Source organism: Streptomyces sp. NPDC059900, assembly GCF_050270335.1.
Lineage (GTDB): Bacteria > Actinomycetota > Actinomycetes > Streptomycetales > Streptomycetaceae > Streptomyces.
The window spans coordinates 1-18420 of the sequence record NZ_JBNNJZ010000126.1 but is presented as its reverse complement, the minus strand read 5'-3'; the positions used below and the strand labels follow the sequence as shown (position 1 = coordinate 18420).

Annotated in this window: 16 protein-coding genes and 1 pseudogene; 12 read left to right on the top strand and 5 right to left on the bottom strand. The window is 70.7% G+C overall.

Going from position 1 to position 18420, the window contains the following annotated elements:
• The 6 genes and pseudogenes from ACQKIP_RS18980 to ACQKIP_RS18955 all read left to right on the top strand — a co-directional run.
• A pseudogene (locus ACQKIP_RS18980) lies at positions 1–891 on the top strand (DEAD/DEAH box helicase); the annotation flags it as partial.
• A gap of 394 nt (positions 892–1285) precedes the next feature.
• Positions 1286–2914 (top strand): ATP-binding protein, encoded by a 1629-nt coding sequence (locus tag ACQKIP_RS18975; protein WP_365860087.1) that lies wholly within the window; start codon positions 1286–1288, stop codon positions 2912–2914.
• A complete protein-coding gene (locus ACQKIP_RS18970; RefSeq protein ID WP_361196779.1) occupies positions 2911–3318 on the top strand; it encodes a roadblock/LC7 domain-containing protein in 408 nt (135 codons plus the stop codon). Before ACQKIP_RS18975 ends, ACQKIP_RS18970 begins: the two co-directional genes overlap by 4 nt.
• Entirely contained in the window at positions 3315–3704 is a 390-nt protein-coding gene (locus tag ACQKIP_RS18965) for a DUF742 domain-containing protein (RefSeq protein ID WP_365860088.1), read from the top strand. The genes ACQKIP_RS18970 and ACQKIP_RS18965 overlap by 4 nt, the downstream gene beginning before the upstream one ends.
• Positions 3685–4299 carry a GTP-binding protein gene (locus tag ACQKIP_RS18960; protein WP_365860089.1) on the top strand — a complete coding sequence of 205 codons (615 nt, stop codon included), beginning with the start codon at positions 3685–3687 and terminating at the stop codon, positions 4297–4299. The genes ACQKIP_RS18965 and ACQKIP_RS18960 overlap by 20 nt, the downstream gene beginning before the upstream one ends.
• 66 nt (positions 4300–4365) lie before the next feature.
• Entirely contained in the window at positions 4366–5853 is a 1488-nt protein-coding gene (locus tag ACQKIP_RS18955) for a cytochrome P450 (RefSeq protein WP_365860090.1), read from the top strand.
• Here the strand turns inward: ACQKIP_RS18955 and ACQKIP_RS18950 are convergent.
• The 4 genes from ACQKIP_RS18950 to ACQKIP_RS18935 form a co-directional block, all read right to left on the bottom strand.
• Entirely contained in the window at positions 5847–6818 is a 972-nt protein-coding gene (locus ACQKIP_RS18950; RefSeq protein WP_427743506.1) for an RluA family pseudouridine synthase, read from the bottom strand. The genes ACQKIP_RS18955 and ACQKIP_RS18950 overlap by 7 nt on opposite strands.
• A gap of 66 nt (positions 6819–6884) precedes the next feature.
• The gene (locus tag ACQKIP_RS18945; protein WP_365860092.1) at positions 6885–7481 is read right to left on the bottom strand and encodes a GNAT family N-acetyltransferase; all 597 of its coding nucleotides are present in this window, start codon (positions 7479–7481) and stop codon (positions 6885–6887) included.
• Positions 7482–7674: 193 nt separating this feature from the next.
• Positions 7675–8517, bottom strand: coding sequence for a siderophore-interacting protein (locus ACQKIP_RS18940; RefSeq protein ID WP_365860093.1), 843 nt, complete (start codon positions 8515–8517; stop codon positions 7675–7677).
• A gap of 52 nt (positions 8518–8569) precedes the next feature.
• Positions 8570–9475: a 5'-3' exonuclease gene (locus tag ACQKIP_RS18935; protein WP_365860182.1), complete on the bottom strand. Its 906-nt coding sequence runs from the start codon at positions 9473–9475 to the stop codon at positions 8570–8572.
• 321 nt (positions 9476–9796) lie between these two features.
• Here ACQKIP_RS18935 and ACQKIP_RS18930 point away from each other — a divergent pair, with 321 nt between their 5' ends.
• From ACQKIP_RS18930 to ACQKIP_RS18910, 5 genes are all read left to right on the top strand, one after another.
• Positions 9797–10954, top strand: coding sequence for a quaternary amine ABC transporter ATP-binding protein (locus ACQKIP_RS18930; protein ID WP_365860094.1), 1158 nt, complete (start codon positions 9797–9799; stop codon positions 10952–10954).
• Entirely contained in the window at positions 10947–13559 is a 2613-nt protein-coding gene (locus tag ACQKIP_RS18925) for an ABC transporter permease/substrate binding protein (protein ID WP_365860095.1), read from the top strand. Before ACQKIP_RS18930 ends, ACQKIP_RS18925 begins: the two co-directional genes overlap by 8 nt.
• A 148-nt stretch (positions 13560–13707) precedes the next feature.
• A complete protein-coding gene (locus ACQKIP_RS18920) occupies positions 13708–14691 on the top strand; it encodes a hypothetical protein (protein WP_365860096.1) in 984 nt (327 codons plus the stop codon).
• Positions 14692–14796: 105 nt separating this feature from the next.
• Positions 14797–15378: a helix-turn-helix domain-containing protein gene (locus ACQKIP_RS18915; protein WP_365860097.1), complete on the top strand. Its 582-nt coding sequence runs from the start codon at positions 14797–14799 to the stop codon at positions 15376–15378.
• A 21-nt stretch (positions 15379–15399) separates the two neighbouring features.
• On the top strand, positions 15400–16113 hold the full coding sequence (locus tag ACQKIP_RS18910; RefSeq protein ID WP_365860098.1) for a helical backbone metal receptor: 714 nt from the start codon (positions 15400–15402) through the stop codon (positions 16111–16113).
• Here the strand turns inward: ACQKIP_RS18910 and ACQKIP_RS18905 are convergent.
• A complete protein-coding gene (locus ACQKIP_RS18905) occupies positions 16040–17215 on the bottom strand; it encodes a TDT family transporter (RefSeq protein ID WP_365860099.1) in 1176 nt (391 codons plus the stop codon). The two genes, ACQKIP_RS18910 and ACQKIP_RS18905, sit on opposite strands and share 74 nt — an antisense overlap.
• A 70-nt stretch (positions 17216–17285) precedes the next feature.
• Between ACQKIP_RS18905 and ACQKIP_RS18900 the strand changes: the two genes are divergently transcribed.
• Positions 17286–18227: a LysR family transcriptional regulator gene (locus ACQKIP_RS18900; protein WP_365860100.1), complete on the top strand. Its 942-nt coding sequence runs from the start codon at positions 17286–17288 to the stop codon at positions 18225–18227.
• Positions 18228–18420: the final 193 nt, after the last annotated feature.

Here is an 18420-nt window from a genome sequence, read left to right as displayed (position 1 = left end):
GCCCTGGACCGGATGCGCATTCCGAAGTCGTTCAACGCGCGCTCGCCGCAGTCGCGCCGCGACCTGGCGTCCGCGCTGCGCACGAAGGCCGGGCACATCGTGCCCGAGCGCCACCGCAAGGGCCGCGCGGCCGCCGCGGACGACCGCGAGATCGCCCGCCTCCGTACGGAACTGCGCGCGCACCCCTGCCACGGGTGCGACGAGCGGGAGGACCACGCCCGGTGGGCCGAGCGCTACTACCGCCTGCGGCGGGACACCGTGCAGCTGGAGCGGCGGATCGAGGGGCGCACCAACACCATCGCGCGGACCTTCGACCGGATCGTCGCGCTGCTGACCGAGATGGACTATCTGCGGGGCGACGAGGTCACCCAGAACGGCAAGCGGCTCGCCCGGCTCTATGGAGAGCTCGACCTCCTGGCGAGCGAATGCCTGCGGGAAGGCGTGTGGGAAGGGCTCAGCCCGGCCGAACTGGCCGCGTGCGTCTCGGCGTTGGTGTTCGAGGCCCGGATGGCGGACGACGCCCTCGCCCCGAAGCTGCCCTCCGGCAAGGTGAAGGCCTCGCTCGGCGAGATGGTGCGGATCTGGGGGCGGCTCGATGCCCTTGAGGAAGACTTCAAGATCAACCAGGCGGAAGGGGTCGGACAGCGGGAACCTGATCTCGGGTTCGCCTGGGCGGCGTACATGTGGGCGTCCGACAAGGGCCTCGACGAGGTCCTGCGGGAGATCGAGATGCCGGCCGGGGACTTCGTGCGCTGGTGCAAGCAGGTGATCGATGTCCTCGGACAGATCGCGGCTGCCGCTCCGCGGGAGGACTCGACCGTGGCCAGGAACGCACGGAAGGCCGTGGACCAGCTGCTGCGAGGGGTCGTGGCGTACAGCTCGGTTGGCTGACGGCTGACGGCTGACGGCTGACGGCCTACGCCGAGGAGGGCGGGCCCGGGGTTTTGACCCCCGGGCCCGCCCTCTTTCGTATCCAGTTACGCCTGTTCGACGTCATCACTCCATGTGTTCGATTGATCGCCGGGCGTGCAAATGCAGCCGAGTGTATGCCCGTCGGTACGCCCGGTGCAGAGGGTTGCTGAATATGACTCGGCGATGAATTCGGCCCACTAGGCTCGCCCGGAGCGCGGCGAGTTGAAACGAGTTGCGACGAATTCGCGCGCTTGTTCCCAGTTCTTTCGAATAGTTCGGATACGTCTACCACGCTCAACAACCCCTAAAATCCCCCGATTTCACGGAACCAATCCCCCTTTCCTTCCCCTAGACGAGTGTTCAGAGGGCATACATGGTGAGTGTTCAATCGCCTCCCGGTGGCCGAGAAGTCCCTTACGCACGTGCGCTGTTGCTGCCCGCCATGCTGATGGCCGCGGCGACCGGAGCCGCCGTCGCGGCCGTATCGGAACCTGCCCGCATCGCGGTGGGCTTCTGCGGCGCGATCGCGACCCTCGCGGTCGTCGTGGCCGGCGCCGAAGCGGTGCGCCGCGGCCGGCACCTGCGGGCGCTGCACACGCAGTACGCACAGCGGCTCGCCTACCTGGACCGGCGCATCGCGTCCCACGACGACGAGACCATCCGCCTGGGCAGGGAGATCATCCCCGAGGCCGTCTTCCGGCTCCGGCAGGGCGAAGCACCCTCGGAAGTCATCCGCCACCTCGTCGACAGCGACGAGTCCTTCTCCGAACTCCCCGAGTCACAGCGCCAGATGCTCCGCAACGTCCTTGACACCCTGGACACCGGAGAGGCGATGCGCGAGTCCTCGCAGCGCGCCTTCGTCAACATCGCCCGGCGCGTCCAGTCCATCGTCCACCAGCAGGCCGCGGAACTGCGCGAGATGGAGGAGTTCCACGGCCGCAACCCCGAGGTCTTCGACGACCTGCTGCGCATCGACCACGGCACCGCCCTCATCGGCCGCCTCGCCGACTCGATCACCGTGCTCGGCGGCGCCCGGCCGGGACGCCAATGGCCCAAGCCCGTACCGCTGTTCAGCGTGCTGCGCGGCGCCATGTCCCGGATCCTGGAGTACCAGCGCGTCGACCTGCACTCGATCGCCAAGGTCGCCATCCGCGGCACGTCCGTGGAACCGCTCATCCACGCCTGCGCCGAGCTGCTCGACAACGCCACGCGCTACTCGCCGCCGCAGACCCGCGTGCACGTCACCGCCGTCGAGGTGCAGACGGGCATCGCCGTCGAGATCGAGGACGGCGGCGTCAGCCTCAGCGAGGAGGCGCGGGCACGGGCCGAGCGGATGCTCGCACAGGCGCAGGCCGGCATCGACCTGAACGACCTCGGCGAGAGCCCCCGACTCGGCATGGCCGTCGTGGGCCGCCTCTCGCAGATGTACAACCTCCAGGTCTCGCTGCGGCAGTCCGCGTACGGCGGCGTCCGCGCGGTGCTCATCGTCCCGCGCGAGATGATCACCACCGGGCCCGCGCCCGGCCTCGCGCACGGCATCGGCGCGTCTGCCGTGCCCCGGGTGAACTCCGAGGGCCGCCCCATCGAGGAGCCCCACGGCATCCGGCGCAAGAAGCCCCGCGTGATGACGGCCGGGCCGCCGATCCCCAAGCCGCTCACCGCGGCCATGGAGGACGACATCCCCGAGGTCACCGAATGGACGGCGAACGGCCTGCCGCAGCGCCGCAGCCGGGTCCGCACCCCGCTGGCCGAGCGCCTCGCCCAGGAGGCGGCGGACGAGAAGTACGCCAAGCAGCGCGCCCAGTACTCCCGGCAGGCGAGCGCACCGGCCGCTCCCGAACCGGCGAAGAAGGAGGAGAAGGAGCCCGGCCTCTGGATCGAGGCCTTCATGAAGGGCGTCAACGGCGACGACTCCGCGGCCGATGACCCGTTGTTCCCCAAGGGACACAGCGAGACCGACCACGGCAATGCCGACAACGCCGACGAGGGAGGCTGGAAGTGATCCAGCAACGGGCCAATTTCGACTGGATGCTCAAGGAACTCGCCGACGGGGTGCCGCAGACCCGGCAGATCGTCGTGCTCTCCGCGGACGGCCTGCGCATCGCGCGCTACGGCGGAGACCCCGACGGCGCCGACCGGCTCGCCGCCGCCTGCGCGGGACTTCAGTCCCTGGCCGCCGCGGTCGCCACCGAGATCCCGCGCAGCGGCGGCGGGATGCGCATGGTGATCATCGAGGTCGACGGGGGCTACTTCTACCTGATGGCCGCGGGAGCGGGCGCCTACCTCGCCGTGCTCGCCGACGAAACCGTCGACGCGGGCCTCATCGGCAACCGCATGCGGGACCTGGTCGTGCGGATCGGCGCCCATCTGACGAGCCCGCCACGGCGTGACGGGCAGGCCGTATGAGTCCTCCGCAAGGCGAGAACCCCTCCCACCGAGACGACCCTCCCCAACGGGAACGGCGCAGCCCGGAGAATCCCGAGCGGCTCTACATCCTGACCGGTGAGGACACGGAGAGGGCGCCCCTGGACCTCGTCACGCTGATCGTCGCGCACGGCGAGGCACCGCCGACGGCAGAGCCGGAGCACGCCGCGGTCCTGCGGCTGTGCGGGACGCCGCTGTCCGTCGCCGAGATCTCGGCCTATCTCGCGCTGCCGTTCAGCGTGGTGACCGTCCTGCTCACGAAGATGCTCGGGGTCGAACTGGTACAGGCGCGGGCGCCGATCGTCCGCTCCACCCTCCCCGACCGTTCCCTTCTCGAAGCGGTGATGCATGGACTTCAAAAGCTCTGACACGATCACCGGGCCCAGCAGTGACGAGGTCCTGCCGCACACGGCCACGGCGGCCGTGAAGGTCGTGATCGTGGGCGGGTTCGGCGTCGGCAAGACCACGATGGTCGGCTCGGTCAGCGAGATCCGTCCGCTGACCACCGAAGAGACCATGACCCAGGCCGGTATCGGCGTCGACGACAACTACGGCTCGGAGACCAAGACGGCCACCACCGTCGCCATGGACTTCGGCCGGATCAGCCTCTCCGAAGAGCTGGTGCTCTATCTGTTCGGCACCCCCGGCCAGGAGCGCTTCTGGTTCCTGTGGAACGGCCTCTTCGAAGGCGCGCTCGGCGCGGTCGTCCTGATCGACACGCGCCGTCTCGAAGTCAGCTTCGACGTGATCGGCCGCCTCGAGGAGCGCGGTGTGCCCTTCGTCGTCGCCGTGAACGACTTCCCCGACGCGCCCCGTCACCCGATGGACACGCTGCGCCGCGCACTCGACCTCGACGAGGCCGTGCCGATGGTCACGTGCGACGCCCGGCAGCGCGCATCGAGCCGGGACACCCTGCTGACCCTCATGCGCTACCTGCACTCCCTGACCGTGGCCCGCGTCTGACGCCACATCTCATCCGCAACCCCGGAAACTCCCCGGAATCTCTTCCGCAACCCCGGAGCGACGAACGTGACGACCCCTTCCCACTCCCACCCCGGCACGGACGACCCGGCCGTGCCGCCCCCCGGCTGCCCCGCGCACGGCCTCGGGACCGGCCCCGGCGGCGCCCGCCGGCTCTATGGGCCCGAGGCGGACACCGACCTCGCGGGCGTGTACGAGAAGATGCGCGCCGACCACGGCGCGGTGGCCCCGGCCCTGCTGCACAACGACGTACCCATCTGGGCCGTCCTCGGCCACAGCGAGAACCTGCACATGGTGCGCACCCCCTCGCAGTACACCCGCGACGCGCGCCAGTGGCGGGCCGTCCAGGACGGCAGCATGGGCGCCGACCACCCGCTCGCCCCCGTCGTCACCTGGCAGCCCATGGCCAGTTTCGTGGAGGGCGACGAGCACAAGCGGCTGCGCGGCGCGGTCACCGGCGCCATGGCGGGCCTCGACCACCGCGGCATCCGGCGCTACATCAACCGCTACAGCAACCTCCTGCTCAACGACCTCTGCCAGGGCGGCAAGGCCGACCTGGTGAGCGAGTTCGCCGAGCATCTGCCGATGATGGTGATGTGCCATGTCATCGGCATGCCCGAGGAGTACAACGAGCGGATCGTGCAGGCCGCACGCGACATGCTCCGGGGCACCGAGACCGCCATCGCCAGCAACGCGTACATCATGGACGCGCTGATGCGCCTGGTGGCGCGGCGCAGGGCGAAGGCCGAGGAGGACTTCGCCAGCAACCTCATCTCGCAGCCCCAGCAGCTCACCGACGAGGAGGTCGGCACGCACCTGCGGCTCGTGCTCATCGCCTCGTACGAGGCGACGGCCAACCTCATCGCGAACGCCCTGCGCATGGTCCTGACCGACCCGCGTTTCCGCGCCCAGCTCAGCGGCGGCCAGATGACGGTGCCGGAGGCGATCGAGCAGTCCCTGTGGGACGAGCCGCCCTTCAGCGCCATGGTCGGGTACTTCGCCAAGCAGGACACGCAGCTCGGCGGCCAGGAGATCAAGGCGGGCGACGGTCTGATCTTCGGTATCGCGCCGGGCAACGTGGACCCCGTCGTCCGCCCGGATCTCGCCGCGAACATGCAGGGCAACCGCTCCCATCTGGCGTTCGGCGGCGGACCGCACGAGTGTCCCGGGCAGGACATCGGCCGTGCCATCGCCGAAACCGGCGTGGACGCGCTCCTCATGCGCTTCCCGGACGTGGAACTGGCCGTCGAGGAGCATGAGTTGAGGTGGACCTCGTCGATCCTCTCCCGGCACCTGGTGGAGCTTCCCGTGCACTTCGCGCCGCGGCCTCCGCAGGACGTGATGGCGCGGCCCATGGCGCGGGTGCCCGACGCGCGGGGCGACTGGCAGGTGTCCTCGCCGGCGCCGCGGCCCGCGACACCGCAGCCGGCGGCGCCCGCCGGGACGCCGCCCGTGCCCGACTCGGCGCCGGTGACCGCGCCCGTGCCGCGGCAGGGGGCGTGGCGGCGCCTTGTCACCTGGTGGCGCGGCTACTGACCGTCCGCCGCGTCCGGTGACGGGCCCGCCCAGGAGTCGTACGAGGTCCAGGCGGCCAGCTCGCGGGTGCTGACGAAGCGGTGGTCGGCGCCCGTGACGGGGTCCGTGAACTCCATGACGCGTGAGAGGAGTTGCAGGGGCCGCCGGAATTTGTCCGGCGGCACCGGGCCCGTCACCAGCGGGTAGAGCGGGTCGCCGAGGATCGGCAGGCCCAGGGCGTTCATGTGCACCCGCAGCTGGTGGGTGCGCCCGGTGTGCTGGCTGAGCCGGTAGCGGGCCAGGCCGCCCCGGTGCCCGATGAGTGCGACGTGGCTCTCGCTGTTGGGCTCGGCGCCGGGGACTTCGTACGCGGCGATGATGCCGCGCTCCTTGACGATGTGGCTGCGGACGGTGCGGGGGAGTCCGACCGCGGGGTCGTGGGCGGCCACGGCCTCGTACTCCTTGCGCACCCGCCGCTCGCCGAACAGCATCTGGTACGCGCCGCGTTCGGCGGGCCGCACGGTGAAGAGGATCAGCCCCGCGGTGAGCCGGTCCAGGCGGTGCGCCGCGCCGAGTTCGGGGAGGTCCAGCTCCCTGCGCAGCCGGGCGAGCGCGGTCTCGGTGACATGGCTGCCGCGGGGCGTGGTCGCCAGGAAGTGCGGCTTGTCGGCGACGACGATGTGCTCGTCGCGGTAGACAACGTCGATGCCGTACGGCACCGGCACCTCGTCCGGCAGGTCCCGGTGGAACCACACGAAGGCGCCGGGCACATAGGGAGTGTCCGGCGCCACCGGAAGCCCGTCCGCGCCTACGAAGAGACCGTCCCGCAGCATCCCGTCGATCACCCCCGGCTCCGGCTTGAGCCGTGCGACGAGATGATCCCGTACGGTCGCCCACGCCCCGTCTGCCGGCAGCTTGACCCGCACGGGGTCGACGCCGCGGCGCTGCGGCAGGGGAGAGGGCGGGATGCGGGGCTTACGGGTCACAACCGGCAAGAGTACGGGGCGGGGCCTGGCGGGGGCGCCTTGCCGTACTCCCCGGGTTCTGGCAGGTCAGGGCCCCGTCGGCTTGTCGCCTCGGATGCGGGCGTGCAGGTGCATGTCGTGCCAGCCGTCCGCGTGGAGCACCGCGCTGCGCTTGGTGCCCTCCGGTGCGAAGCCCGTCTTGAGCGCGACGCGGCAGGAGGCCTCGTTGGCCACGGCATGGGTGAGTTCGAGGCGGTGCAGACCGACTTCGGTGAACGCCCAGTTGCTCAGGGCCGTGAGGGCGCGCGGGGCGATGCCCTGGCCGCGGGCGGACGGCATGGTCCAGTAGGCGACCTCGGCCTGGCCGTCGCCGAACACGATGAGGCGCAGGGCGATCCGGCCCACCACCGCGTTTGTCGCGGCGTCGGCGATGGCCCAGTACGCGTCGCGCTCCTCGGGCCAGGCCTTGCCCCAGCCCTCGATCCAGCCGCGGGCCTCGTCGACGGAATCGGCCACGCGGGCGTGCCAGCGCTGGATCACCGGGTCCTGGAACGCCTCGTACACGGCGGGGGCGTCGGCCGCCTGCCAGGGGCGGATGAGCAGCCCTCCGGGTACGGGGATGGTCGGTTGTTCCCGGCGGGCGAAGGTGCCCGCCGGGACGACGTCAGAGGTCTTGAAGGGCATCCCGGCATGGTGCCAGCAGGCTCCGCCCCGGGGAACCGATTTTGGTCTCACTTCATCCGCGGGCCGGTGGAGGCTTGTCGCGCAGTTCCCCGCGCCCCTGGCGGGGCTTGCCTGCACCCCGTCAGGGGCGCGGGGAACTGCGTGATCAGCCCCCGCGCAGCGGCAGACGACGACTCACCCGACCGGCGTCCGTTCAAGCCGAGGGCACCGACTCCTGCTCTGCCTCCACCTGTGCGTTCCAGTCGCGCTTGGACGCCTGCCAGCCGTCCTCGTTGTGGCCCAGGCGCCAGTAGCCGGAGATCGAGAGGCGGTCGCGGGGGACCTGGCGCTCCATGCGGAGGTAGCGGCGCAGCTCCTTCACGAAGCCTGCCTCGCCGTGCACGAAGGCCTGTACGTCGCCCGTGGGGAAGTCCAGGGAGCGCACGGCCTCGACGAGTGCCTCGCCGACGGGGCGCTGCCCGCGGTGCAGCCACACGATCTGTGCGGCCGAGTCGATCTTCTGCTCCTCGTCGGCGTCGGCGACCTCCACGAAGGCGTACGCCGTGGCGCCCTCGGGCAGTGCTTCGAGGGAGGCGGCGATCGCGGGCAGCGCGCTCTCGTCACCGGCGATCAGGTGCCAGTCGGCCCCGGCGTCCGGGGCGTAACCGCCGCCGGGGCCGAGGAAGTGGATCGTGGCGCCCGGCCGGACGTTCTTGGCCCAGGGGCCCGCCAGGCCCTCGTCGCCGTGCACGACGAAGTCGATGGCGAGCTCGCGGGACTGAGGGTCCCAGGAGCGCACGGTGTACGTACGCGTCACGGGCCACTGCTCGCGGGGGAACTCCTCGCGGATGCGCTGGATGTCGAAGGGCTCCGGGTAGGTCACGCCCTCGGCACCGAAGAGCAGTTTCACGTAGTGGTCGGTGGAGTCGCCCGCGGTGAACTCGGCGAGACCCTCGCCGCCCAGGACCACGCGCTGCATGTGCGGGGTGAGGCGCTCGGTGCGCACCACCTGTGCGACGTGGGCCTTCGGTGCCTTGCGTGCCGGACGTTCTGCCATGGCGGCGTCCTCCCCTGATCAAATGTTGCTTAGGCTTACCTAAGCTAACACCTCAGCCCTGGAGAGTCGTGAGCAGTCGCTTCAGGGCTCCACCGAGGTTCCAGCGGGCGGCCAGCTCCTCCAGGGTCGCGGGATCGCGGGGCTCGCCCGGCAGTGCGAGGTCCACCTCGGGCAGCGGCACGTCGCCCGCGACGCGGACCACCGTCGGCGCGACGGCCACATAGGCGCGGGACTCGTCGAGCCGCTTGCGCTGGGAGGGCGTCAGCTTGCTCTTCGGGTCGTCCACGGCGGCCATGATTCCGGCCAGATTTCCGTACGCGTCCAGGAGCTTGGCCGCTGTTTTCTCGCCGATGCCGGGCACGCCGGGCAGGCCGTCGCTCGGGTCGCCGCGCAGCAGGGCCAGGTCCACATAGCCGGAGCCGTCCACTCCGTACTTCTCGCGGAGCCAGGTCTCGTCGGTGAGCTGGAGGGAGCCGACGCCCTTGAGGGGGTAGAGGACGCGGATGCCGCGCTCGTCGTCGACCAGCTGGTAGAGGTCGCGGTCGCCGGTGACGATGTCGACGGGGCCGGTGGCGCGGCCTGCGTATGTGCCGATGACGTCGTCCGCCTCGTACGACGGCACGCCCACGCGGGCGATGCCCAGTGCGTCCAGGACGTCCTCGATGATCGGGACCTGGGGCGCGAGCGTGTCCGGGGTCTCCTCGGCGTCCGGGCCCTGCTCGACCTCCTCGGCGACGCGATGCGCCTTGTACGACGGGATCAGCTCGACCCGCCAGCGCGGGCGCCAGTCCGCGTCCATGCAGGCGACCAGGTCGTCGGGGCGGTGGTCCTGGACGAGCCGGGCGATGAAGTCGAGCAGCCCGCGCACCGCGTTGACCGGAGTGCCGTCCGGGGCCTTCACCGAATCGGGGACCCCGAAATAGGCCCGGTAGTACAGGGACGCCGTGTCGAGCAGCATGAGCCGTCGCGGTTGCTGAGTCACCTTCGCATCATGCCGCACGGCACTGACAGCGGACCGGCCGCCGACCCGTCAAGGTGTGGTTTCAGCCCCGGTGGAAAGGGGCCGGATCAGATGACATGCGGGTGGACAGAAGTGAATGAAATGTGAACTGGAACACTCTTGCGTTTGTTCTGTGTAAGTCGGGGCAGGCGCCGAGCCGGAGCGCCTCCGGTCGAGGATTCAACTATTTCGCCGGGCAAGTAGCGGGCAGAACCCGCGTCGCTCCACGGCCCGCCGGCGGGGGAGGCGGGCCGTCTTGGTTCAACCCGAGAGGTGTATGTGTCCAGGCTGCAAGCCGAACACCTGTACAAGGTATTCGGCAGACGACCCGCTGACGCGGTGGAGAAACTCCGCCACGGAACCGACCGAGAGGAACTGCGCGCCGAAGGCACCACTGCCGCGGTGATCGACGCCTCCTTCACGGTCGAGCCGGGCCAGATCTTCGTCGTGATGGGTCTCTCCGGATCCGGCAAGTCAACGTTGCTGCGCATGCTCAACGGTCTGTCGGAACCGACGGCCGGGCAGGTGCTCTTCGAAGGTCAGGATCTGACCACGCTGAGCCCCCGTGAGCTGCGCGAGGTGCGCTCCAAGAAGATCAGCATGGTCTTCCAGCACTTCGCGCTCTTCCCCCACCGCAGCGTCCTGGAGAACGCCGGTTACGGCCTCGAGGTGCAGGGTGTGCCGCGCGCCGAGCGCGAGGAGCGCGCCACGGTCGCGCTCGAACTCGCCGGCCTCAAGGGCTGGGAGAAGTCCTGGCCCGACGAGCTCTCCGGCGGTATGCAGCAGCGCGTGGGCCTGGCCCGCGCCCTGGCCACCGACGCGGACCTGCTCCTGATGGACGAGTCGTTCAGCGCGCTCGACCCGCTGATCCGCCGTGACATGCAGGACCAGCTCCTGGAGCTCCAGAAGCGGCTGAAGAAGACCATCGTCTTCATCACCCACGACCTGAACGAGGCCATGCGCCTGGGCGACCAGATCGCCGTCATGCGCGACGGCGAGATCGTCCAGATCGGCAACGCCGAGGACATCCTCGTCACCCCGGCCAACGACTACGTCGCCGCGTTCACGCAGGACGTCGACCGCTCCCGGGTCCTCACGGCGGGCGCGATCATGGCCGAGCCCGAGACCGCGTTCGGCACGAAGACCGCCGAGGGCAAGGAACTGCGGACCGCACAGGACGTGCTGGCCGCGGCCCCCGCCACGGTCAGGGCGGAAACCCCGATCATCGAGCTGTTCACGCCGTGCTCCACCAGTGGTGTGGCCGTGGCCGTGACCGACGACGACGGCAAGCTCATCGGCGTCGTGCCGCGGGCGCGGCTGCTCGCGGTGCTCGGCGAGCCGATGTCCTCCGAGGACGAGCCGAAGGACGCCGTCCCGGCGCAGAAGGCACAGGAGAACGGCGGCAAGGCCGCGGGCAAGGTGGTCAGCGGTGCCTAGGATTCCCTTCGGCGAGTGGGTCAACGACGGCGTCGACTGGCTGCTCAGCCACATGGCCTGGTTGTTCGACTTCTTCCAGACCGTCTTCCAAGGCGCGTACGACGGCATATCCGACCTGCTCCAGGCGCCCGAGCCGCTGCTCCTCGCGGGCATCTTCGCGGTCATCGCGTTCTGGCTGCGCGGTGTGGTCGCCGGTGTGCTGACCTTCGCGGGCTTCGCGTTCATCATCTCGCTGGAACTGTGGGACCACGCGATGATGACGCTGTCCCTGGTGCTCGTCTCGACGATCATCGCGCTGATCATCTCCGTGCCCGTGGGCATCTGGGCGGCGCGGTCGAGCACGGTCAGCGGCATCGTCCGCCCGGTCCTCGACTTCATGCAGACGCTGCCGGCGATGATCTACCTCATCCCCGCCATCCTCTTCTTCGGGATGGGCGCCCCCGCGGGCATCGTCGCCACCCTGATCTTCGCCCTGGCCCCCGGCGTCCGCATGACGGAGCTGGGCATCCGCCAGGTCGACAAGGAACTGGTCGAGGCCGCGGACGCGTTCGGCACCACGCCGCGCAACATCCTGCTGCGCGTCCAGCTGCCCCTCGCGCTTCCCACGATCATGGCCGGTGTCAACCAGGTCATCATGCTGGGTCTGTCCATGGCCGCCATCGCGGGCATGGTCGGCACCGAGGGCCTGGGCGCCGACGTCAACGAGGCCATCGGCCAGCTGAACGTGGGTCTCGGCTCCGAGGCGGGCGTCGCGATCGTCATCCTGGCGATCTACCTCGACCGGATGACCAGCTCGCTGGGCTCCCAGGTCTCCCCGCTCGGCCGCCGTGCCGCAGCGAAGGTGCGTGCCGCGCAGGGCCTGAACATCTTCACTTACCGTCCGCAGGCCGCCGTCGCGGTCGTCGGCGTCGTCGTCCTCGCGCTCGTCGCCGGTGGCATGGGCGTCTTCGGCGGTTCGAAGTCGCAGGAAGCGGCCGCGGACGCGAAGAACGTCGGCCAGGGCAAGGAAATCAACATCGGCTACATCCCCTGGGACGAGGGCGTGGCCTCCACCTTCCTGTGGAAGGAAGTCCTGGAGCAGCGCGGCTTCAAGCCGCAGACCAAGCAGCTCGAGGCAGGACCGCTGTACACCTCGCTCTCGCAGGGCAGCATCGACTTCCAGACCGACTCCTGGCTGCCGACGACGCACGCCGCGTACTGGAAGAAGTACGGCAAGGAGCTCGAGGACATGGGCTCGTGGTTCGGCCCGACCTCGCTCGAACTCTCCGTGCCCAGTTACGTGAAGGGCATCGACTCGCTCGAGGACCTCAAGGGCAAGAGCGGCAAGTTCAAGGGCAAGATCGTCGGCATCGAGCCGAGCGCCGGCATGATGGGTCTGCTCAAGGACAAGGTCCTCAAGGAGTACGGCCTCGACAAGGAGTACAAGGTCGTCGACGGCTCCACGCCGGCGATGCTGGCCGAGCTCAAGCGCGCGTACGCCAAGAAGGAACCGATCGTCACCACGCTCTGGTCGCCGCACTGGGCCTACAGCGACTTCGACCTGAAGAAGCTCAAGGACCCGAAGGGTTCCTGGGGCAAGGGCGACGGCGTGCACACGCTCGCGCGCAAGGGCTTCTCGGACGAGAACCCGCAGGTCGCCAAGTGGCTCAAGGACTTCAAGATGAGCGAGAAGCAGCTCACGAGTCTTGAGGCGGAGATCAACAAGGCGGGCAAGGGCAAGCAGCAGGAAGCCGTGCGCGCCTGGCTGAAGAAGAACCCGGGCGTCGTCGACAAGCTGGCCCCGCTGCCGAAGAACTCCACCCCCGCCGAGGCGAAGCGTCCGCTGAACGCCGCGTACTTCGCGTGGGACGAGAACATCGCCGTCACCAATCTCTGGAAGCGTGTCCTGGAGAAGCGCGGCTACAAGATGAAGCTGACGCCGTCGGATGTCGGCCCGGTCTACACCGCTCTCGCGCAGGGCGACCTGGACCTGGATCTCGACGCGTGGCTGCCCACGGCCCAGAAGCAGTACTGGGACAAGAACAAGGCGAACCTCAAGGACCTGGGCTCCTGGTACAGCCCGACGTCCCTGGAGATCGCCGTCCCCTCGTACGTCAAGGGCGTGAAGTCGCTCGAGGACCTCAAGGGCAAGGGCGACAAGTTCAAGGGCAAGATCATCGGCATCGAGCCCGGCACGGGCGTGATGACGGCCCTGAAGAACAAGGTCCTGCCCGGCTACGGCCTGGACAAGGAGTACAAGATCGTCTCCGGTTCGACGCCGGCGATGCTGTCCGAGCTGAAGTCGGCGTACGCCAAGAAGGAGCCGGTCGCGGTTCTGCTCTGGTCGCCGCACTGGGCGTACAACGAGTACAAGCTCACCAAGCTGAAGGACCCCAAGCTGGGCTTCGGCAAGGGCGACACGATCCGCACGATCTCCAGCAAGGAGTTCCCCAAGCAGTACCCGCAGCTCACGAAGTGGCTCAAGAACTTCAAGATGAGCGAGCAGGAACTGGCCAGCCTGGAGAACGAGATCAACAAGGCGGGCAAGGGCAATGAGCCCAAGGCCGTCGACGAGTGGCTGAAGAAGAACCCGGGCTTCGAGCAGAAGATGACTCCGCAGTCATAACTCTGTAGTTCCGGCTCCGAGCCGCTGGATCACCCCGAGGGGTGGGCCTCGCCCTTGTGGCGAAGCCCACCCCTCGCGGCGTTCCCCGGCGTGCCCCCGCTGCCTAGGCTGGGCAGCCTCCCCGCCGCTCGAACGTAAGTGCCCCTCCGTGACCGTCCATGCCACGCCCCGCCTGCTCGCCGTCGTGGCCCTGGCCCTCGCCGCCGCCCTGTTCCTCGCGCACCTGGCCGACGCGAGCCCTGCGCCGGCCTCCGCGGGCACCGCGCGCCTCGCCGGACTCGCGGGCGACGTGCGCGCCGCCGACGGCCACCGCTACGACGCGCGGGACGACACCGGGCGCACCATGGACGCCGCGCAGATCACGCAGCGGCCCGACGGCACGTATCTGGCCGTCTACCACACCCTTCTGGACGACGGCCGCTTCCATGCCGCCGTCGCCACCTCCGCCGACCTGCGGCACTGGCACCGCCGCCACGACTTCGGGCCCGGCACCCACCAGGCTTCGCTCGCCGCCGACGGACGCGGCGGGTACGTCCTCGCCTACGAGAGGGACCCGAGGAACCACATCGCCGTGCGCGCGTACGCCGACGGGGCCGCGCTGCTCGACGGGCGCGCCGCGCACGCCTTCGACGCGCCGCGCACCCTGTCGCGGTGCGCCGAGGGCACGCCGAGCATCTCGGCCGTACGCGGCGACACCATCGAGCTGACCGGGCACTATCGCGCCGGCTGCGACACCGACCGCCAGCTGCGCGCCACCCTCACCGGGTTCCGCGACTGGCACGCGGAGCCGGACCGCCGCCTGGACCGAGCGCTCCAGGCGTGGGGCAACAGCGGCAACCTCGGGGACCGCGCGCCCGTCGAGCTGGACGGGCAGCGGATGCTGTTCGTCGAGGGACAGCGCCGGCGGGGCGACTTCGGCAGCTGGCGGTCGTACGCATACGACCCGGTGAGCGGCCGCGCCGACCGGATCGACATCTCGACGCACGCCGGGAGCCGTGCCTTCGCCAATCCCTCGGCGACCCTCGTCACCGACCCGCAGGGCAGGCCGTCCTTGCTGGTCAGCGTGTTCATACCGCAGGAGGGGGCGGCTCCCGGAGAGGCCGGGCAGCTTGTCTACTGGCGAAAGCTGTAAGCGGCGGTCCGTGCAACGGGGCCAAACCGTTTGGCGAACATGCGTAGGGTGCAGAAAACCCCTCAGGGTTGAGAGTGGACCGACGCGCAGAAGGGAGCCGAGGCGATGGACGAGCAGAAGGAAACCCTCCGGGTGGGCTCGGCCGTGCGGCGCCGCCGCCGGCAGCTGGAGCTCACCCTCGCCGTGGTGGCCGAGCGCAGCGGACTCTCGGTGCCCTTCCTGAGCCAGGTGGAGAACGAGCGGGCCCGGCCCAGCAGCCGTTCCCTGCAACGTGTCGCCGACGCCCTGCGGACGACCGAGGTCGAACTGCTCGCGGCGGCGGATCCCGCGTGCACGGTCGACGTCATGCGCGCCGGGGAGGGCGACGCCGGGACTCCCTCCCCGTCCTCGCCCGACGCCCGCATACGCAATCTGGTGCGGGGTCACCACCAGCTGCACGCCATCGAGTTCACCGGAGACCACGACGAGGGACGCGAGTTCCAGCACCGCAACGACGAGTTGATGTACGTGGTGGGCGGCGCCGTCGAGGTCGAGGCCGAGGGCAGGGCGTACCGGCTCGGGCGCGGCGACAGCCTGTATCTGACGGGCGGGGTGCGCCACCGGTGGCGGGCGACCGTGCCGGACAGCCAGGTGCTCGTGGTGGCCGTCGGCGATCACATCGACGCCGTGGACGACTCGCGGCGCTGAGGGGGAGGCACGGTGGCCGGTGTGCGGGTCGTTTCCCTCGTGCCCTCGCTGACCGAGGCGGTCGCCGTCAGCGTGCCGGGAGCGCTGGTCGGGGCCACGGACTGGTGCAGCCATCCGGCGGATCTGGACGTCGTGCGCATCGGGGGCACGAAGAACCCCGACGTGCGCCGCGTCATCGGCCTCGCCCCGGACCTGGTGATCGCCAACGAAGAGGAGAACCGCGAGCCCGACCTCGCCATGCTGCGGGCGGCGGGGGTCGAGGTGCTCGTGACGGAGGTACGGGATCTGCCGGGCGCCTTCCGTGAGCTGGCCATGGTGCTCGCCGCCTGCGGGGCGGGGCGGCCGGGCTGGCTGGAGGATGCCGGGGCCGTGTGGGAGCAACTGCCTTTGCCGGAGGCCCGTTTGACGGCTGTGATCCCGATCTGGCGGCGGCCCTGGATGGTCCTGGGCCGCGACACGTTCGCCGGGGATCTGCTGAGCCGCCTCGGCGTCGACAACGCGTACGCGTTGCATGCCGAGCGCTATCCGCGTGTCCCGGTGGAGGAACTGCGGGGCGCGGGAGCCGACTTGATGGTGCTGCCCGACGAGCCGTACCGCTTCACCGCCGACGACGGCCCCGAGGAGTTCACGATCCCCTCGGCGCTCGTCAGCGGCCGTCACCTCACGTGGTACGGCCCGTCACTGGCGAAGGCCCCGGCCGTGCTCGGCGCGGCGCTGCGAGCAGCTTGCCGTTGAGGGTGCCGCGCAGGGTGTGGGTGAGGGCCACTGCCCAGGCGGTCACCAGGAGGGCGTACAGGGTGATCGCCAGCCAGTCGTAGACCGCGAGGCCCGTGTGCTTGCCCAGGCCTTCGGCGCCCGTGACGCAGGTGCCGACGGGGAACGTGAACGCCCACCAGGTCATCGCGAAGCCCATGCCCCGGCGCCGGGCGCGGATCACCATCGCGCCCGCGAGCGCCAGCCACAGCAGGGCGAAGCCCATCACCGGGACGCCGTAGAGCACGGCGAAGACGGCGAAGCCCTGGTCGTACGGGGCGGGGACGACGCCTGCGGCCGCGGTGTCGGCGAACTTGTTCGCGGCGGTCGTCGACTGGCCGAGCGGGCCGAGCACCAGGAACAGCGTCGGTGTGAGCGCGAGCGGGAACGGGCCGCCGGCAATCAGGCGCGCGAAGATCATCGGCAGCATCACCAGGGTGGCGAGCAGGCTCAGGCCGAACATCGCGAAGCAGGCGAACAGGAGTGTCTCCCGGGCCTGGCCCGCCGGGAGGTGCGGCACCAGGAGCGGGCCGAGTGCGGCGGACACCATGGGCGCCACCAGGGGAAGCAGCCAGACGGGCGATGCCTGGCCCGGCTCGACGCGGTGCTTCACCACCATCAGGTACGGGATCGCGACGGCCGCAGCGAGGCCGATGAGCGTACCGGCGGTGAAGAGCACGGCGTCGAGCGCGACCGCCGCGCCCGTGCCGATCCAGTCCTCGCCCACGATGAGCGCGCCGCCGCCGACCGCGAGCAGGGCCATGGAGAGGCAGCCGTAGAAGGGGGCGACGGCCGGGTCGAGGAGATGGGCGCGGGCCTGGTCGCGGTGGTGGATCCAGTGCAGGGTGCGGGCGGCGACGAGCACGGCCAGCATGAGCAGGGCCAGCGCCCAGACCGCCGTGCAGGCGGTCCGCAGCCCGGGGACGCGGACCGGCAGGGTCGCGCCCGCGCTCGCGATGATCGCCGTGCCCATGACGGCGGCGTACCAGTTCGGGCCTATGTGGCGGGTGGTGCCGGTGATGCGGGGCGCCGAGGGGTCGGCGACGGTGCTCGGGGGTGCCTGCGGGTGGGCGACGGTGACCATGGGTCCACGGTCTCCGCCGGGCGGGGCCCCCACCAGGAGTCATCTTCGTATGAGGGCATAACCTGGACTTATGAGTACGTCTTCTGCTGGTTCTCCCGGTGCGTCCGAGGGAGCGCCGCTCGCGCACCGGGTGCCGGATCTGGGGGCGCTGGAGCTGCTGCTCGCCGTGGCGCGGCTCGGGAGCCTGGGGCGGGCCGCGAAGGAGCTCGGCATCACGCAGCCCGCCGCGAGCAGCCGTATCCGTTCGATGGAGCGGCAGCTCGGGGTCGCCCTCGTCGACCGGTCGCCGCGCGGCTCGCGGCTCACGGATGCGGGGGCGCTCGTCACGGACTGGGCGCGGCGGATCGTGGAGGCGGCGGAGGCGTTCGACGCGGGGGCGCAGGCGCTGCGGGACCGGCGGGACTCGCGCCTCAGGGTTGCGGCGAGCATGACGATCGCCGAGTATCTGCTGCCGGGCTGGCTGATCGCGCTGCGGTCGCAGCGGCCGGACACGGCGGTGTCGTTGACGGCCGGCAATTCGACCGCGGTCGCGGAGCGGCTGCTCGCGGGGGACGCGGACCTCGGCTTCGTGGAAGGGCTCACGGTGCCCACCGGCCTCGACTCGGCGGTCATCGCGCACGACAGCCTGATCGTCGTCACGGCGCCGGGCCATGCGTGGGCGCGGCGCGGAAAGCCGCTGGGGGCGGGGGAGCTGGCGGCCACGCCGCTGATTCTCCGGGAGGAGGGTTCGGGGACGCGGCAGGTCCTGGACGCGGCGCTGGGCGGCCTCGCGCGTCCGCTGATCGAGCTGTCGTCCACCACGGCGGTCAAGGCGTCCGCGGTGAGCGGGGCGGGGCCCGCGGTACTGAGCGAGCTTGCGGTGGGGGAGGAGTTGTCGGCCCGGCGCCTGGTGGGCATCCCCCTGGAGGGGGTCCGGCTGCGCCGCGCCCTCCGGGCGGTATGGCCCACGGGACACCGCCCCACGGGCCCGGCCCGGGACCTGCTCTCGCTGACCCGGGCGGGGTCCCTTTAGGCGGCGGAGCCGTGCGCACCCGGCGGTGAGGGCCGCCTGCCCCGCCCGGGGCGAACTGCGTGCGGGCGAGTGGGAGGGGCAGGCCCTGCCTGGTGTCCGTGTGGCGGTGCGAAGCCGGGTGGGGCTGCTGAGCTCCCCGCCGGAGGCGGATCGCCCCTGCGGGGTAACGGGCGGGCGGGTGGGAGAGGTCCTG

Excerpts from the sequence above, each read along its gene's own strand:
- ACQKIP_RS18975 (WP_365860087.1), top strand. The coding sequence starts at position 1,286 with ATGGTGAGTGTTCAATCGCCTCCCGGTGGCCGAGAAGTCCCTTACGCA.
- ACQKIP_RS18965 (WP_365860088.1), top strand. The coding sequence starts at position 3,315 with ATGAGTCCTCCGCAAGGCGAGAACCCCTCCCACCGAGACGACCCTCCC.
- ACQKIP_RS18960 (WP_365860089.1), top strand. The coding sequence starts at position 3,685 with ATGGACTTCAAAAGCTCTGACACGATCACCGGGCCCAGCAGTGACGAG.
- ACQKIP_RS18945 (WP_365860092.1), bottom strand. The coding sequence starts at position 7,481 with ATGCCCTTCAAGACCTCTGACGTCGTCCCGGCGGGCACCTTCGCCCGC.
- ACQKIP_RS18940 (WP_365860093.1), bottom strand. The coding sequence starts at position 8,517 with ATGGCAGAACGTCCGGCACGCAAGGCACCGAAGGCCCACGTCGCACAG.
- ACQKIP_RS18935 (WP_365860182.1), bottom strand. The coding sequence starts at position 9,475 with ATGCTGCTCGACACGGCGTCCCTGTACTACCGGGCCTATTTCGGGGTC.
- ACQKIP_RS18915 (WP_365860097.1), top strand. The coding sequence starts at position 14,797 with ATGGACGAGCAGAAGGAAACCCTCCGGGTGGGCTCGGCCGTGCGGCGC.
- ACQKIP_RS18905 (WP_365860099.1), bottom strand. The coding sequence starts at position 17,215 with ATGGTCACCGTCGCCCACCCGCAGGCACCCCCGAGCACCGTCGCCGAC.
- ACQKIP_RS18900 (WP_365860100.1), top strand. The coding sequence starts at position 17,286 with ATGAGTACGTCTTCTGCTGGTTCTCCCGGTGCGTCCGAGGGAGCGCCG.